The organism is Alistipes onderdonkii (assembly GCF_025145285.1).
In the GTDB taxonomy this organism is placed as follows: domain Bacteria; phylum Bacteroidota; class Bacteroidia; order Bacteroidales; family Rikenellaceae; genus Alistipes; species Alistipes onderdonkii.
Window position 1 is genome coordinate 1,355,820 of record NZ_CP102251.1, and the last position, 16,512, is coordinate 1,372,331.

The window sequence follows — 16,512 nt, forward strand, 5'->3', positions numbered from 1 at the left end:
TTGAATATCATGAAAAAGATCATTTTTTTACTGCTTGTTTTTGCCGCGAGTTTTGCATCTGCACCAAAAGTTTCAGCTCAAGACAGCGGCTGGTGGCTCGGCGGACGTATCGGCTACTGGCACAACAAAATCGACGGCGTGTCGTCGAACAGTTTCGCACTGGCTCCGGAATTCGGCTACGATATCAATTCGAAGTGGAGCGTGGCCGGTGTTCTCGGCTTCGACTACGCGAAAGTCGGCGGCACGAGCGCCAATGTCTTCGTTATCGAACCCTACGCCCGGTACAAATATTTCAACAAAGGATCGTTCACACTCTTCGTGGACGGCGGACTGGGCGTTGCCGTTGGTGACAGTGACGGTGTCAAAGTCGGTTTTACGCCGGGGGTAGCCTTCAAGATCTCGGATCGCTTTAGCCTGCTGACGACCATCGGATTCTTGGGTTACAAGCATAATTACTACAATGGCGGCGGAGATGGCTTCGGCTTCGACCTGAAATCGTCAGACCTGAGATTTGGCTTCTTTTACGCATTTTGATATGCAAATATCAGGTGTTGATTGGATGGATCTATGATAATGGTGAAAAATTCTTCATATCTCTACTGATTTGTGGCGGTTTTTTAGTTGTCCATACCGGACTTTTATTTGTTTCCCGTATTGAAGGTCGCAAGTTGTCGAGCGCAGATGCGCCCACGGCATCTCGAGGCTCTTCACTGCCGCTTGTCGGCACCCAATGGTATCTCCGGGAGATGGGCGGTAAGACGCGGGAAATGCTTGGAGCCGACAGTGCGGCCTTTACCCTCGTATTGTCGGATTCGGCGAATCTCGTGGCCGGCAGTGGTGCTGGTAACCGTTTCTTCGGTGAATATAGGTGTGATTTGAATATGTTGTCGATCCGCGTACAGGGGCGTACACAGATGTTCTGTCCAAGACTCGACTCCGAAGACCGTTACCTTCGGATGCTCGACAGCGTGAAATCATATTGCATTCATGCGGATACGCTTCGCCTGTACGATTGCCATGACCGGGAGTTCGCAGTCTTTATCGGCAGATGACGGGGCCTGGCTGCCAATCAAAAATGATTGTTCTTCCGCAAAACCTCACGGACGAGTGATCACACGGGCTCTCTATTTGTCGAAGGTTCTTTGTCGTCACAAGGAAGGCGTAGCGAATAGGGGCCTTATTTTTATCGTTGACCTAATAATCTACTTTTATATACGAAACAATATGAAAAAGATAAGTTCAGAAGATTTGTTCCCCCAAGACAGTCGGGAAGACTATATTCTGGCACAAAAACAAAGCCGGATAGCTGCGATCCTCATCGCTTCCTTTTGTATAATTGCATTAGGGGCTCTTGGAATACTAGGACTTTTATTTGTTGCATATCAATAATATAATTATGAAGAAAAAATTGCTTGCTGAAGGTGTCGGCACGATGGTGCTGGTGCTTATGGGCTGCGGAGCAGCCGTAATGAACGGTGGGGCCACGAGTGTCGCCGCCACATTGACGATCGCTTTTGCGTTCGGATTATCGGTCGTGGCCATGGCCTATGCCATCGGTTCCGTATCGGGTTGCCATATCAATCCGGCCATTACGTTGGGCGTATGGCTCTGTGGACGTATGAAAGGCTCGGAAGCCGTAGGTTACATGAGCGCACAGGTTGTAGGAGCTATTACCGGTTCGGCGATTATTTGGCTCCTCGTGCATGGCGGCGACCTTCCGCTCGGCGCTACGGCAACCGGTGCCAACAGCTATGCTGCAGGGAATCTGCTCCCGGCATTGATCGCTGAGATGGCATTCTCTTTCATCTTCGTTTTCGTAGCTCTATGTGCCACAGACCCGCAGCACGGTGCCGGGAACTTAGCAGGTCTGGCTATCGGACTTACGCTGGTATTGGTGCATATCGTTTGCATTCCGATCACGGGAACGTCGGTCAATCCGGCCCGTTCGATCGCTCCGGCTCTTTTTGAAGGCGGCGCAGCGCTCCAGCAGCTTTGGGTATTCATTATTGGACCTTTTGTAGGTGCGGTCATAGCCTCGGTTGCATGGAAAACTTTCTCTGGCAAACCAGAATAGCGCATTGAAATATTCATATTCTGATACAGCATCATTTTACAGTAGGCTACTATCGATAAAGCATGGCGGGCAGTTTCATATATGTCTACAATGCTTACCGGTTATGTAGCACCACCAACGGTTCCAGGATATAACGTACAAGATAGGGCTACACGCGTAGCCCTATCTCATAGAATTACATGTAGCAAATAATATCGTCGGTTATGAATAAATATGCGCTGATCCGTCAAGTTTCCAAAATGTTAGAGCGACCTATGCGCGAAGTTGTTCCGATTGTCAACGCTCTGTTTGATTGCATAGTGGCCTCGATCCTTGATGGTCAGAAAGTCACCATATCCTCGTTGGGATCGTTCCGTTTGCAAGATTTCCGTGAGCGTAAGGCTTACCGGCATAAATCAATCGTTGTCCCGACCGGCAAGTTGGTGCGCTTTACGTTCTCTCCTGCTTTGTAGGAGCGGATCGATATGCGTTACAAGAGGGACATGAGCTGTGAGAAGTAACATCTCCGGTCTAACATACTCTGAAAGAGTTATTGCCTCGGCTTTATTATCCGAAATGCATAATGCTAAAACTGTACCGGGGAATCATTTCAAGCGAGGATAAACGCGGTGTGAACGGCAACGGGGGCTTCGACCGGCGACGGAAAGGAAATATTGCGGGGTGGTAGCCTTGCTTTCCCGGCAGGAAATCTGTATTTCTATGTATCATCACAACTTAATGCTGACTCGCTATGATATCTCATGGGACAAAGAGAATGCTCAGCACATCAAATTAAGCCAGCTTCGTGGGCCGCAGCCTGCGATCCAAACCATATGCAAGGTACTGTTGCAGCGAACTGACAAAACAACCGACAGGCTGCTTACACTTTTTATTTCCCCAAAACATGCAGATCGCAAAATTTTATACAAAAAAACATCAGACTAAGTCAGCACTATACTTTCGCAAAAAATAAACACAAAAACAACTAAAATACAACATATTATAAAAAAAATGGAAGCATGGTAGCACAGTCCGTTTCTATCGCAAGATAGATATTGGACAGATTACAGATAATCAATATCTTGCACAATATAAACGTAAAAATGGCAACACTGAACTGCCACAACTTGCATTTTAGCATCCCCGAAGAAAAATATCTAAACGACGACGGCCCTGAAGCGTTGCTTCAGGGCCGTCACTGTTTGGGTTGGAACGTCGGGTGGCTGCCGACATTGCTGAAGTTAGTATTCATAATCCACAGTGTAACGAGGTTCTGTTTCGGAGTAGTCACAATTGCTGGGGTTAATTTTTTCAAAGAAGTGCACCGAAGAAAGCTCTGTCAAGGCTGACGCTATTAGCTTTGTACCAAGGAGAAGTCCTGGAGTATTTTATAATGGCGGGGAAAGATTAAGAATCGTAATAATGAGGTACCCCACGGAAACAGGATATCCGTGCAGAGATATAGCCGGTTCATCAACATCAGCCCATGGGCGGTTCCGCTTTGAGACAGATAAAACCAGAAAAAACTTATCAAAAATTAATGATAAAATGAGCAAATTGAAAGACAATTGATGATCAATCAGTTGTCTTTTTTGTTTGCTGTCTTGCACGAGAGCTGCCGCAAATCACAGACCGTCCCGCAAAGCGGATTTGCCGCACCGCCGGACAACCGGGTTTCGCGCTCCACGAACACGACCGAAACGGGCATAAAACAGGCCGGAACAGCATCCCGGGCACAAAACCGGACAAAAACCACGGCGGAAGGCCGGCCGGCGGGTTTCAATCCGGTTTACCAAAACGGCCGGGATTCAAACGCATAAATTGCTGTTTACAAACATCTTCCCCAAAAAGTATATTTACTTTGCCTCTAACATACCCGGGATATAATCCCGGGTTACATATTTATTAATTTACTTTGTAAAAGTGGAATTACGCAATGTTCCGAAACCTACAAACCAAACTTAAATACGACCATGGACTCATTTTACAACGGGTTTGCATCCGTCTGCAAGGCAGCCCGGACGATCTTCGGAAGGACAGGGGATATGCGGCGCGGCACATCGCACCGGAAGCAGAAATCCATAACGGCGCTGTGCCTGGCCCTGCTCCTGCTCGCATCGGGCACCCCCGTCCGCTCGCAGCAACGGGTTTATTTCGTCGACGGATACCACGGGGGCATCTACGGCCACTACCCGGTCGCCTGGAAAACCCGCTTTATCACCGACCAGCTGGCCGCGCACCCCGAATGGAGGATCGGGCTGGAGATCGAACCCGAGACATGGGACACCGTCGAGGTGCGTACGCCGGCCGACTACGCCCGGTTCAAGGCGATCGCCGCCGACAGGCGCGTCGAATTCACCAACCCGTCCTATGCCCAGCCCTACTGCTACAACATCTCGGGCGAAAGCATCATCCGGCAGTTCGGATACGGCATGCGGAAGATCCGCAGCCATTTCCCCGACGTGGAGTTCGTCACCTACTCCGTCGAGGAGCCGTGCTTCACCAGCTGCCTGCCGCAGATACTGAAACTCTACGGGTTCAAATACGCATCCCTGAAGTGTCCGAATACCTGCTGGGGCGGGTACACGGCGCCCTACGGCGGCGAACTGGTCAACTGGATCGGCCCCGACGGCAGTTCGATCCTCACTTCGCCGCGCCATGCCTGCGAAGAGCTCCAGAAAAACTCGGTGTGGCAGACCACGGCATGGGGCAATGAGAAGGAGTACCTCGACGCCTGCATCGCATACGGCATCGCCCACCCCGTGGGGATGTGCTACCAGGATGCGGGATGGAAATACGGCCCCTGGATCGGGTCGGGCGACAGCATCCGCAACAACTCGGTCTACGTCACGTGGCGGGAGTATTTCGAACGGGTGACCGACGGCAGGAGCTCCGACGACTACCGCATGCCGCAGGAAGACGTCCGCGTAAGCCTTATGTGGGGCAGCCAGGTCTTGCAGCGCATCGCGCAGCAGGTGCGCGAATCGGAGAACAAGCTCGTCATGGCCGAAAAGGCGGGGGTCATCGCCAACCTCGTGAACGGCTACCGCTACGGGCAGGCAACGCTCGACGAGGGCTGGCGGACGCTGATGCTCGCCCAGCACCACGACTCGTGGATCGTACCTTACAACGGGCTCAACAGGCAGGGGACATGGGCGCAGCACATCCACCGCTGGACGGCCGCCACCGACTCGCTGTGCGACGGGGTGATCGCCGATGCGCTGCAAAGCTTCGCGGCACCGGGCGACGGCGGCGTAGAGATCCGCCTGCGCGTCTGCAACACGCTCGGCAGCCCCCGCCGCGAAACGGTGTCGGCGACGCTGCCCGAAGACCTCGGCGACGGGGAGCTGGCAGTGACAAACGCCAAAGGCAAACGGGTTCCGCACGCCATCGTCCCGGCGCAGGGCGGGCGGCAGCTCCTGTTCGAAGCCTCCGTCCCGGCATTCGGTTACACGACCTACACTGTAAAAAAGACATCCGGCAACGCGGCCGCGGCCGCACCCCGCCAGGCACAGGCACAGACGGGCCGGCACATCCTCGAGAACGACATGTACCGGATCGTGATCGACCCCGCACGGGGAGGCACCATCACGAGCCTCGTCGCAAAAAAGGAGGGCGGGAAGGAATTCGCCGACCCGCAGCACAAATTCGCCTTCGGCGAGTTGCGGGGATTCTTCTACGACCAGGGGCAGTTCCACTCCTCGGCGCAGTCCCCGGCCACCGTGACCGTACTCTGCGACAACGAGCTGGAAAAAAGCGTCCGCATCAGCGGCCGGATCGACACGCACCCCTTCACGCAGACGATCACGCTCCGCAAGGGCGAACGGAAGATCGGTTTCGACCTGAAGATCGACTGGCAGCACAACGTCGGCATCGGGGCATTCCGCCAGAAGGACGGCTTCAACAACAACCACAGGGCATTCTACGACGACCGTTTCAACCTCAACATCCTCTTCCCGGTCTCCCTCGACGCCCCCGCGCTGTATAAGGACGCACCTTTCGACGTCTGCAAAAGCACGCTGGAAAACACCCACTTCACCACCTGGGACAACATCAAGCACAACGTCATCCTGCACTGGGTAGACCTCGCGGAGCGGGACGGCGGCCACGGCTTGGCGCTCCTCTCCGACCACACGACTTCCTATTCCTACGGCGCAGACGCCCCGCTGGGACTTACGGTGCAATACTCCGGCAACGGGCTCTGGGGGCGCGACTACCCCATCGACGGCCCGACGCACATCCGGTTCGCCGTCGTACCCCACCGCAGGGCATGGGACGCCGCAGGCATCCAGGAAGAGAACCGGCGCTGGAACGAACCGCTGCTCTGCACGTTTGCGGCGCAGGCCGCCGCGGACGAAGCCTCGCTGATCGACGCGGCGGGCACGGGCTATGAGATTTCGGCCGCCTACCTCGACGGGGAGCAGATCGTCGTGCGCCTGTTCAACGCCGACGGCGACGGCACCCCGCAGAAAATCAGGTTCGCCTTCCCGCTTTCGAAGGTCGAGCAGACCGACCTGAACGGGAACGCGACGGCCGCCTGCGCCATCCGTAAGCGGGGCGGCGTATCGGAAATCGAGGTGGCGATGCCCCGCTTCGGACTGAAAACCCTTCGACTGACAAAATAAGACCAAGCCATGCACTACCGCAACATTCCCAAGACCTTACTCTTCCTCTTATTATGCTGCCCGTCCATGGGGCTCACCGGCTGCTCCACGGCCGCGCAGGGCGACACGGGCAGCTTCTCGCCGGCCGACTACGTGAACCCCTTCATCGGGGCGAGCACCAGCACGAGCGCCGCGGGCGTCTACCACGGGCTGGGCAAGACCTTCCCCGGGGCGACGACTCCCTACGGTATGGTACAGGTCAGCCCCAACACCATCACCGGCGGGGACAACAGCCCCGGGTACAGCTACGAGCACACGACCATCGAAGGGTTCGCCTTCACGCAGATGAGCGGCGTGGGCTGGTTCGGCGACCTGGGCAACCTGCTGGTCATGCCGACGACCGGCCCGCTGCAAAAGATCGCGGGCAGGGAGGACGGCTCGATCGGGGGTTACCGTTCCCATTACGACAAGGCCACGGAAACCGCGCGCGCGGGGTATTACAGCGCCCTGCTGACCGACTACGGCATCCGTGCCGAAAGTTCGGCCACCCCGCACTGCGGCATCCTGCGCTTCACCTTTCCCGAGGGCGAACAGTCGCGCATCCAGATCGACCTGGCGCGCCGCGTCGGCGGCACGGCCGAGCGGCAATACATCGAGGTGGTGGACAAGCACACCATCGCCGGGTGGATGAAATGCACCCCCGCCACGGGCGGCTGGGGCAATGGCGAGGGACAGGCCGACTATACGGTCTATTTCTACGCGCAGGTGGACAAGCCGATGGAAAACTACGGGTTCTGGAGCGCCGACATCCCCGACGACTGGGTACGCAAGCGCGACGAGGTGGTCAGCGTCCCCTACCTGCAGCGCGTAGCCGCGGCGCCCGTCGTCACGGGCATCGACCGCATCGAAGGCAGGCACATCGGTTTCTACACCGAATTCGGGACGCGGCAGGACGAGCAGGTCGTCCTCCGCGCGGGCATCTCGTTCGTCGACATGGAGGGCGCCCGGAAGAATTTCGAGGCGGAGATCGCCGGCAAGGCGTTCGACCAGGTTGCCCGCGAGGCGCGCGAGCTGTGGAACCGGGAGCTGGCGCGCATCCGCATCGACGGCGGCAGCGACCGGCAAAAGACGATCTTCTACACGGCGCTCTACCACACGATGATCGACCCCCGTATCTACACCGACGCCGACGGGCGCTACCCGGGGGCGGACGGCAGAATCCATACCACGGGAGGCAGGTTCACCAAACGCACGATCTTCAGCGGCTGGGACGTGTTCCGCAGCCAGATGCCGTTGCAGACCATCATCAACCCGCAACTGGTCAGCGACCTCGTGAATTCGCTCGTCACGATGGCCGATGAGAGCGGGCGCGGCTATTTCGAGCGCTGGGAGATCGTCAACGCCTACTCGGGCTGCATGCTGGGCAACCCGGCGCTGTCGGTACTGGCCGACGCCTATGCCAAGGGCATCCGCAGCTACGACGTCGAGAAGGCCTACCGCTATGCCGTGAACTCCTCGAAGCGTTTCGGCAACGACCCGCTGGGCTACACCCCCTCGGAACTGTGCATTTCGCACACGCTCGAATACGCCTATACCGACTGGTGCATCTCGCGCCTGGCCACGCAGCTGGGCAAGCGGGAAGACGCCGCCCTCTACGCCGCCAAAGGGCAGGCCTACCGCAATATCTTCGACCGGGAGAAGGGGTGGTTCCGCCCGCGCCGCGCCGACGGAGGGTGGGAGCCGTGGCCCGAGAACGCCCGCACCACCGAGTGGTACGGCTGCATCGAGTCGAACCCCTATCAGCAGGGATGGTTCGTGCCGCACGACGTCGAGGGCATGGTATCGCTCATGGGCGGGCGCGAAGCCGTCCTGCGCGACCTCACGGAGTTCTTCGACAAAACCCCGTCGGACATGCTCTGGAACGACTACTACAACCACGCCAACGAACCCGTCCACCTCGTGCCGTTCCTCTTCAACCGGCTCGGGCAGCCGTGGCAGACCCAGAAATGGACGCGCCACATCTGCGAAAAGGCCTACGCCGACAAGGTCGAGGGGATCGTGGGCAACGAGGACGCCGGACAGATGTCGGCCTGGTACGTGCTCGCGGCCGCGGGCCTGCATCCCGCCTGCCCGGGCGACACGCGGATGGAGATCACCAGCCCCGTCTTCGACCGCATCGAACTGCGCCTCGACCCGGCCTACGCGCCGGGCGGGACATTCACCGTCGTGGCGCACGGGAACAGCTCCTCGAACGTCTACATCCAGCGGGCGGTGCTCAACGGCAGGGAGCACACGGCATCCCACATCGACTTCGCCGACATTGCGGCCGGAGGGACGCTCGAACTCTACATGGGCGACACCCCCAACACCCGGTGGGGCATATAGGCAACAACAGGACGAACCTAATCATATCACTAAAAATAGACGACAAACCTATGGAAAACACCGTCAACAAAGACCGCAGCCGGCTGCGGTCATCGCTCAGGCGGATCGCCGCGGCAGGCCTCTTCGGCCTCTGCTCGCTGTCGGCCGCCTTCGCGCAGAAACAGGACTACGTGCAATACGTGAACACGCTGCAGGGCACCGACTCGAAATTCGAACTGAGCTACGGCAACACTTACGCCACGACCGGCATGCCCTACGGGATGCACACCTGGGGCGCACAGACCGGCCCCAACGGCGAAGGCTGGAAATACCAGTACTCGGTCGACAAGATCCGCGGATTCCAACAGGCGCACCAGTGCAGCCCGTGGATGAGCGACTATGCGGTCTATTCGCTCATGCCCGAGGTCGGGGAGCTGGTCGTAAACGAGGACGCGCGTGCGTCGAAATTCAGCCACGCAAACGAGATCGCCAAACCGCACTATTACCGGGTGACGCTCGACAACGGCATCACCACCGAAATGGCACCCACCACGCGCGGCGTGCACCTGCGCTTCACCTATCCCCGGAAAGGCGACGCCTACCTGGTGCTGGACGGCTATTTCGCCATGAGCGAAATGAAGATCGACCCCGCCAAACGGCAGATCTCGGGGTGGGTGAACAACCAGCGTTTCGTCAACCACCCCGAAACCTTCCGCAACTATTTCGTCATCCAGTTCGACCGGCCGTTCGAGGAGTACGGGCTCTGGGAGAACGAGCATGACGAACGCTTCCCGGGCATGACCGAGGGCGAAGGCAAGGGCTACGGGGCCTACGTGCGCTTCAAGGCCGGCACCAAAGTGCAGGCCAAGGCCGCCTCGTCCTACATCAGCCCCGAGCAGGCGCTGCTCACGCTCGACCGCGAACTGGGCGCCGACAAGAACCTCGAAGCGACCAAAAAACGCGGCGCCGAGACGTGGAACGCCCTGCTGGGCCGCATCGCGGTCGAAGGCGGCACCGACGAGGAAATCCGCACCTTCTATTCGTGCCTGTTCCGCGCCAACCTCTTCTCGCGCAAGTTTTACGAACGCGACGCCGAGGGCAACCCCTACTATTACAGCCCCTACGACGGCAAGGTACACGCCGGCTACATGTATACCGACAACGGTTTCTGGGATACGTTCCGTTCGCAGTTCCCGCTGACCAACATCCTGCACCCGACGATGCAGGGACGCTACATGAACGCCCTGCTGGCGGCACAGGAGCAGTGCGGCTGGCTGCCATCGTGGTCGGCGCCCGGCGAGACGGGCGGCATGATCGGCAACCACGCCATTTCGCTGCTGACCGACGCATGGGCCAAAGGCATCCGCACGTTCGACCCCCAAAAGGCGCTGGAAGCCTACGCCAAGGAGGCGATGAACAAAGGCCCGTGGGGCGGTGCCAACGGCCGCGCGGGATGGAAGGAGTACTGGCAGCTGGGATACGTCTCCTACCCCGAGTCGATGGGCTCGACGGCACAGACGCTCGAATACGCCTACGACGATTTCTGCGGCTACCAGCTGGCGCGCATGACCGGCAACAAGTTCTACGAGGAGATCTTCTCGCGCGTGATGTATAACTACCGCAACGTCTTCGACAAGGAGTCGGGCTTCATGCGCGGCCGCCTCAAGGACGGCAGCTGGCTCGCACCCTTCGACCCCTACGAGTGGGGCGGCCCCTACTGCGAAGGCAACGCCTGGCACTACAACTGGTCGGTATTCCACGACGTGCAGGGGCTCATCAACCTCTACGGCAGCGACGAGGCGTTCACCGCCAAGATCGACTCGGTATTCACCGTGCCGAACGTCATCCGTCCGGGCACCTACGGCGGCATGATCCACGAGATGAAGGAGATGGAACTGGCCGGCATGGGGCAGTACGCCCACGGCAACCAGCCCATCCAGCATATGATCTACCTGTACAGCTACGCCGGCCAGCCGTGGAAGACCCAATACTGGTCGCGGCAGATTACCGGGCGGCTCTACAACTCCTCGGAGCGCGGCTATCCGGGCGACGAAGACCAGGGCGGCATGTCCTCGTGGTATATTTTGAGCTCGCTGGGCATTTACAGCGTCTGCCCCGGCACCGACCAGTACGTATTGGGCAGCCCCGTGTTCCGCAAGGCGACCATCACGATGGAGGACGGCCGGAAGTTCGTCATCGAGGCCGACGGCAACTCGCAGCAGAACGTCTATATCCAGTCCGCGACGCTCAACGGCAAGCCGCTCGACAAGAATTACATCACCTACAAGGACATCGCCGACGGCGGCGTCATGCGCCTGGTAATGGGCCCCGAGCCCAACAAGGAGCGCGGCACGGGCAAGGATGCGGCTCCCTTCTCGCTTTCCAAACCCGAATGAACCGATCGACAACCGAAATTCCGAAGGACATGTTCAAATCCCTGAAAACAGTATCCCTGTCGCTGGCGGCCCTCTTACTCGGGGCCGGCAGCGCCTGCGGGCAGCAAAGCGACAGCTACGCGCACAAGGTCAACACCCTGATCGGCACCCGGGGCGTGGGGCTGACCTCGGGTTACCTCTATCCCGGGGCGACCTACCCGTTCGGCATGGTACAGTTCACGCCGACCTATTTCGCCAAGCGGGGCGGGTTCGTCATCAACCAGTTGAGCGGCGGCGGGTGCAGTCACATGGGTAATTTCCCGACCTTCCCCGTGACGGGGAAACTCGACTCTTCGCCCGAAAACATCCTCGACTACCGGGTCGGCATCTGCGGCGAACAAGGCCATGCCGGCTACTACGAAGCCACCGTGCAGGAGGCGGTCAAGGCGCGGCTCACCGTCACCGAGCGCACGGGCATGGCCCGCTATGAATACCCCGCGGGAGAGGCGTTCGGCACCGTGATCATCGGCGCGGGCATCGCCGCCACGCCGATCGAACAGGCCGCCGTCGTCATCACCGGCCCCAACAGCTGCGAGGGCTATGCCGAAGGCGGCAGCTTCTGCGGCGTACGCACCCCGTACAAGGTCTACTTCGTCGCCGAGTTCGACACGCGGGCCGTCACGACGGGCATCTGGAAAGAGGATCGGCTCACCCCCGGCGGACGTTTCGCCGAGGGGAGCGAATCGGGCGTCTACTTCACGTTCGACCTCACCGAGAACCGCAACGTACAGTACAAGATCGGCGTTTCGTACGTCTCGGTGGAGAACGCCCGCGCAAACCTCGCGGCCGAAAACGCCGGGTGGGATTTCGCGGCCGTGCAGCACGCCGCCGAACGGAGGTGGAACGACTACCTGGGGCTGATCGAGGCCGAAGGCACCAACCCCGACCGCACGACCCAGTTCTACACGCACCTCTACCGCGTATTGATCCACCCCAACGTATGCAGCGACGTGAACGGCGAGTACATGGGCGCCGATTTCCGGGTGCACCGAAGCCGTTCGAAGCAGTACACCTCGTTCAGCAACTGGGATACCTACCGCACGCAGATCCAGCTGCTCTCGATGCTGGCGCCCGACGTGGCGTCCGACGTGGTACTCTCGCACCAGCATTTCGCCGAGCAGTCGGGCGGCGCCTTTCCCCGCTGGGTGATGGCCAACATCGAGACCGGCATCATGCAGGGCGACCCCACGCCGATCCTGATCGCAAACGCCTGGGCGTTCGGCGCACAGGACTACGACCCCTTCCCGCTGTTCCAGATCATGCGCAGGAACGCCGAGGTGCCGGGTGCCAAATCGCAGGACGTGGAAGAGCGCCCGGGCTTGAAACAATACCTCGAAAAAGGGTACTACAACGCTTCGGAGCAGCTCGAATACACCTCGTCGGACTTCGCCATCGGGCAGTTCGCGCTGCACGCCTGCGGCGACGAATTCGCCAGCTGGCGCTATTTCCACTACGCCCGCTCGTGGAAAAACCTCTACAACCCCCAGACCGGCTGGCTGCAGTCGCGCAATGCCGACGGGTCGTGGAAACCGCTCGGCGAAGACTGGCGCGAATCGACCTATAAAAACTATTTCTGGATGGTGCCCTACGACCTGGCGGGGCTGATCGAAACGATGGGCGGCAAGGCCGCGGCCGAAAAGCGGCTCGACGAATTCTTCGTGCGCCTCGACGCGGGGTACAACGACCCGTGGTTCGCCTCGGGCAACGAGCCGAGCTTCCATATCCCGTGGGTCTACAACTGGCTCGGACGGCCGGACAAGACCTCGAAGGTCATCAACCGCATCCTCAACGAGCAGTACACGAGCGCCCCCGACGGGCTGCCGGGCAACGACGACCTGGGCACGATGGGAGCCTGGTACGTCTTCGCATGCACGGGGCTCTACCCCATGATCCCCGGCGTAGGCGGCTTCACGCTCAGCACCCCGGTCTTCGACAAGGTGGTCATCCACCTCAAGCACGGCGACATCACCATCACCGGGGGCTCGGAGAAACAAATCTACACCACGGCGCTCAAACTCGACGGAAAACCCTACGGCAGCACATGGATCGGCTGGGATGCGCTCCGCAACGGCGCGACGCTGGAATATACGACCTCGGCCAAACCGTCCGGAAACTGGGGCCGGACACAACTGCCGCCCTCGTACGAATAAATCCGCTCACCAAAACACAACAAACCGCATAACCATGAAAAGAATCCTTCTATCCCTTGCGGCGGCGCTCTGCATGAGCGCTTCCGCCGCGGCGCAGACCGTAGCGCCGTTCAAGGACGGCGACCGCGCCGTATTCCTCGGCAACAGCATCACCGACGGCGGCCACTACCACTCCTACATCTGGCTCTATTACATGACCCGCTTCCCGTACATGGATCTGCGGGTGATGAACGCCGGCATCGGCGGCGAGACCGCAGGCGACATGTACAAGCGCCTGGACGGCGACGTTCTCAGCAAACGCCCCACGGTGCTGACCGTGACCTTCGGCATGAACGACACGGGCTACATGGAATACAACGGCGACGATGCTGGGGCATTCGGCGAAAAGAAGTACCGGGAGTGCTACGACAACTTCAAGAAGATGGAGAAGCGCCTGCAAACCCTCGACGGCGTGCGGGTGGTGATGCTCGGGGGTTCGCCCTACGACGAAACGGCCCAAATCGAGAACAACGCCCCGCTGCGGGGCAAGAACGCCGTGATGGATCGCGTCGTCGGGTTCCAGAAGGAGTCGGCTGCAGCCAACGGCTGGGAGTTCGTGGATTTCAGCGCCCCGATGGTCGAAATCGGCCGGCGCGTGCAGGCCGGACAACCTTCGTTCTCGCTGTCGATGGGCGACCGCATCCACCCGGACAACGACGGGCACATGGTGATGGCCTACCTCTACCTCAAGGCACAGGGCTTTGCCGGCAGGGAGGTGGCCGACGTGCAAATCGACGCGGCGAAGGCGAAGGTTCTCAAGGCTGGCAACTGCGAGATCACCGGCCTGCGCAGGAACGGCCGCGAAATCTCGTTCGACTACCTGGCCGAAGCCCTGCCCTACCCGCTCGACACCCTGACGCACGGGATGGGATCCAAGCGCAGCCAGGCCGAGGCCACGAAGCTGGTTCCCTTCATCGAGGAGATGAACCGCGAAATGCTGACCGTCAAGGGGCTGAAAGGCGACTACACGCTTTACATCGACGGCGAGCGGATCGGCACCTGGAGCGGCAAACAGCTAGGCGAAGGCATCAACCTCGCGGAGCAGCAGACGCCGCAGTACCGGCAGGCGATGGAGGTGATGCACCTGAACGAATACCGCTGGGAAATCGAACGCAACTTCCGCGACTACGCCTGGGTGCAGTACGATTTCTTCCAGAACAAGGGGCTGCTCGACGCCAACGACGCACATGCCGTGAGCGTGCTCGACGCGGAAAAAGGAAAGAACATCTGGCTCCAGATCCACCGCGAAAACTACGCCAAGCTCATGCTCCCGCATGTCCGCGAGGCACGCGCGCAGCAGATGGAACTGCTCGTGGAGACCATCTACGAGATCAACAAGCCGCAGACGCGCAAGGTCGTACTGCGCCCGAACTGATCCGGGCAGGCTGCAAACAAGTGAAGGGGAGGCCGATGCGGCCTCCCCTTGTTTTATCCGGATGCTCCCGGTGGCGGCGTGCATCCGCCCCACGACCGAGGGCGGGGCGGGATTTACTCCTTGTCCTTCCCCAGCGAAGCCTCGTAGGCCCTGCGCAGCGCGAGCAGCTCCTGCGCCTTTTCGGGATACCTGTCGATCAGGTTCTCCGATTCGGTGCGGTCGATCTTCAGGTTGGTCAGGTACAGCCCTTCGAGCGTCTTGTTCCTGTCGTTGGGCAACACGTCGATCGCATTGCAGATCAGCTTCCAATCGCCCCGGCGCACGGCCCACTGCCTCTCGAAATCGAAGTGCAGCACGTCGTGCGGCGAAGCTGCGGCACCGTCGCGGATCAGCGGCACGATGCTCGCCCCGTCCACGTCGATCCCCGAGGCATCCAGCCCGCACAGGTCGAGCAGCGTCGGGAACCAGTCGATATTCATCGCCACCTGATCCCGGACTTCCCCTGCCGGAAGGTGCCCCGGCCAGCTGATGACGGCCGGCACGCGGATTCCGCCCTCGAAAAGCGAAAACTTGCCGCCCCGGTAGTCCCCGCAGTAACCGCCCCCGCCGAAAGTCCGCACCTCGGTGCTGTGCCCGTTGTCGGACTGGAAGACGATGATCGTATCGTCGGTCAGTCCCTGCGCATCGAGGAACGTGCGCAATTCGCCCAGGTAGTCGTCGAACGTGGAGACGAACGCGGCGTACATGCGCCGCGGATCGGGCAGTCCGGCGTAGTAATCCAACCACTTCTCCTTGGGTTGCAGCGGGTAGTGCGGGATGTTGACCGCCCAGTAGAGGAAGAAGGGCTGCCTGCGATCCCCCGCCCGGATGAACTCCTTGACTTCGCGCAGGGTCTCCTCGGTGAAGAACCGCCCCTCGTAGTGGATCTCCTCTCCGTTGCGCCAGAGGTCGTGGACATTGGGGCCGCCCCAGTAATAGAAATGCGAGTAGCTGTCGATGCACCCGCCCAGGAATCCCCAGAAATAGTCGAAGCCCCGGTTGTTGGGGGCATATTCGGGACGGGAGCCCAGGTGCCACTTGCCGATGCAGGCCGTCCGGTAGCCGTTGGCCTTCATGCGCTGGGCGACGGTCTCCTTTTCGGGCGGGAAGCCCGTCCAGCCCGCATTGCCGGTCAGGCCGGCGCGCGCGGCGAACTGCCCGGTCATCAGGCCGGCGCGCGAGGCGGAGCTCACGGGCGCGGCGTAGAACTGCGTGAAGCGCACGCCGCTCGCGGCCAGCGCATCCATGTTGGGCGTACAAAGGTCGGGCGCCCCGTAGCAGTTCACGTCCAGCGTACCGTGGTCGTCCGTGTAGATGACGATGACGTTGGGCGCCGCTGCCTGCGCCGAAGCCGCACCGGCCAGCAGCAGGCCGCCGGCACCCAGCATGAGTTGTCTCCTATCCATATCGGTCAATTTTTAAAGTAAGGCAAACCGGAGCCGCTCCGCGGCGG

The 16,512-nt window shown here is 59.8% G+C and carries 12 protein-coding genes; 11 read left to right on the plus strand and 1 reads right to left on the minus strand.

Going from position 1 to position 16,512, the window contains the following annotated elements; all coding sequences use genetic code 11:
• The first annotated feature begins 9 nt into the window (after positions 1-9).
• From NQ559_RS05780 to NQ559_RS05830, 11 genes are all read left to right on the plus strand, one after another.
• Entirely contained in the window at positions 10-534 is a 525-nt protein-coding gene (locus tag NQ559_RS05780; protein ID WP_018695774.1) for an outer membrane beta-barrel protein, read from the plus strand.
• Between the two features lie 17 nt (positions 535-551).
• Positions 552-1,052, plus strand: coding sequence for an META domain-containing protein (locus NQ559_RS05785; protein WP_154654018.1), 501 nt, complete (start codon positions 552-554; stop codon positions 1,050-1,052).
• Positions 1,053-1,224: 172 nt separating this feature from the next.
• Positions 1,225-1,389 carry a hypothetical protein gene (locus NQ559_RS05790; protein ID WP_154654017.1) on the plus strand — a complete coding sequence of 55 codons (165 nt, stop codon included), beginning with the start codon at positions 1,225-1,227 and terminating at the stop codon, positions 1,387-1,389.
• 7 nt (positions 1,390-1,396) lie between these two features.
• Positions 1,397-2,074, plus strand: a complete 678-nt coding sequence (locus tag NQ559_RS05795) for an aquaporin (RefSeq protein WP_026318346.1) — start codon at positions 1,397-1,399, stop codon at positions 2,072-2,074.
• Positions 2,075-2,277: 203 nt separating this feature from the next.
• On the plus strand, positions 2,278-2,526 hold the full coding sequence (locus NQ559_RS05800) for an HU family DNA-binding protein (RefSeq protein WP_018695770.1): 249 nt from the start codon (positions 2,278-2,280) through the stop codon (positions 2,524-2,526).
• Positions 2,527-3,624: 1,098 nt separating this feature from the next.
• Positions 3,625-3,873: a hypothetical protein gene (locus NQ559_RS05805; RefSeq protein ID WP_018695768.1), complete on the plus strand. Its 249-nt coding sequence runs from the start codon at positions 3,625-3,627 to the stop codon at positions 3,871-3,873.
• A 225-nt stretch (positions 3,874-4,098) separates the two neighbouring features.
• Complete coding sequence (locus NQ559_RS05810; RefSeq protein ID WP_154654025.1) at positions 4,099-6,678, plus strand: glycoside hydrolase family 38 C-terminal domain-containing protein; 2,580 nt, start codon at positions 4,099-4,101, stop codon at positions 6,676-6,678.
• A gap of 24 nt (positions 6,679-6,702) precedes the next feature.
• Positions 6,703-9,042, plus strand: coding sequence for a GH92 family glycosyl hydrolase (locus NQ559_RS05815; RefSeq protein WP_026318344.1), 2,340 nt, complete (start codon positions 6,703-6,705; stop codon positions 9,040-9,042).
• Between the two features lie 50 nt (positions 9,043-9,092).
• Positions 9,093-11,417 carry a GH92 family glycosyl hydrolase gene (locus tag NQ559_RS05820; RefSeq protein WP_018695765.1) on the plus strand — a complete coding sequence of 775 codons (2,325 nt, stop codon included), beginning with the start codon at positions 9,093-9,095 and terminating at the stop codon, positions 11,415-11,417.
• A 29-nt stretch (positions 11,418-11,446) separates the two neighbouring features.
• Positions 11,447-13,606 carry a GH92 family glycosyl hydrolase gene (locus tag NQ559_RS05825; RefSeq protein ID WP_018695764.1) on the plus strand — a complete coding sequence of 720 codons (2,160 nt, stop codon included), beginning with the start codon at positions 11,447-11,449 and terminating at the stop codon, positions 13,604-13,606.
• A gap of 34 nt (positions 13,607-13,640) precedes the next feature.
• Positions 13,641-15,020, plus strand: a complete 1,380-nt coding sequence (locus NQ559_RS05830; RefSeq protein ID WP_026318342.1) for an SGNH/GDSL hydrolase family protein — start codon at positions 13,641-13,643, stop codon at positions 15,018-15,020.
• 113 nt (positions 15,021-15,133) lie between these two features.
• Here NQ559_RS05830 and NQ559_RS05835 read toward each other — a convergent pair whose 3' ends face one another.
• Positions 15,134-16,465 carry a sulfatase-like hydrolase/transferase gene (locus NQ559_RS05835; RefSeq protein ID WP_026318341.1) on the minus strand — a complete coding sequence of 444 codons (1,332 nt, stop codon included), beginning with the start codon at positions 16,463-16,465 and terminating at the stop codon, positions 15,134-15,136.
• Between the last annotated feature and the right edge of the window lie 47 nt (positions 16,466-16,512).

Coding starts and splice junctions, on each gene's coding strand:
- NQ559_RS05780 (WP_018695774.1), top strand. CDS start 10: ATGAAAAAGATCATTTTTTTACTGCTTGTTTTTGCCGCGAGTTTTGCA.
- NQ559_RS05790 (WP_154654017.1), top strand. CDS start 1,225: ATGAAAAAGATAAGTTCAGAAGATTTGTTCCCCCAAGACAGTCGGGAA.
- NQ559_RS05795 (WP_026318346.1), top strand. CDS start 1,397: ATGAAGAAAAAATTGCTTGCTGAAGGTGTCGGCACGATGGTGCTGGTG.
- NQ559_RS05800 (WP_018695770.1), top strand. CDS start 2,278: ATGAATAAATATGCGCTGATCCGTCAAGTTTCCAAAATGTTAGAGCGA.
- NQ559_RS05805 (WP_018695768.1), top strand. CDS start 3,625: ATGATCAATCAGTTGTCTTTTTTGTTTGCTGTCTTGCACGAGAGCTGC.
- NQ559_RS05810 (WP_154654025.1), top strand. CDS start 4,099: ATGCGGCGCGGCACATCGCACCGGAAGCAGAAATCCATAACGGCGCTG.
- NQ559_RS05820 (WP_018695765.1), top strand. CDS start 9,093: ATGGAAAACACCGTCAACAAAGACCGCAGCCGGCTGCGGTCATCGCTC.
- NQ559_RS05825 (WP_018695764.1), top strand. CDS start 11,447: ATGTTCAAATCCCTGAAAACAGTATCCCTGTCGCTGGCGGCCCTCTTA.
- NQ559_RS05830 (WP_026318342.1), top strand. CDS start 13,641: ATGAAAAGAATCCTTCTATCCCTTGCGGCGGCGCTCTGCATGAGCGCT.
- NQ559_RS05835 (WP_026318341.1), bottom strand. CDS start 16,465: ATGGATAGGAGACAACTCATGCTGGGTGCCGGCGGCCTGCTGCTGGCC.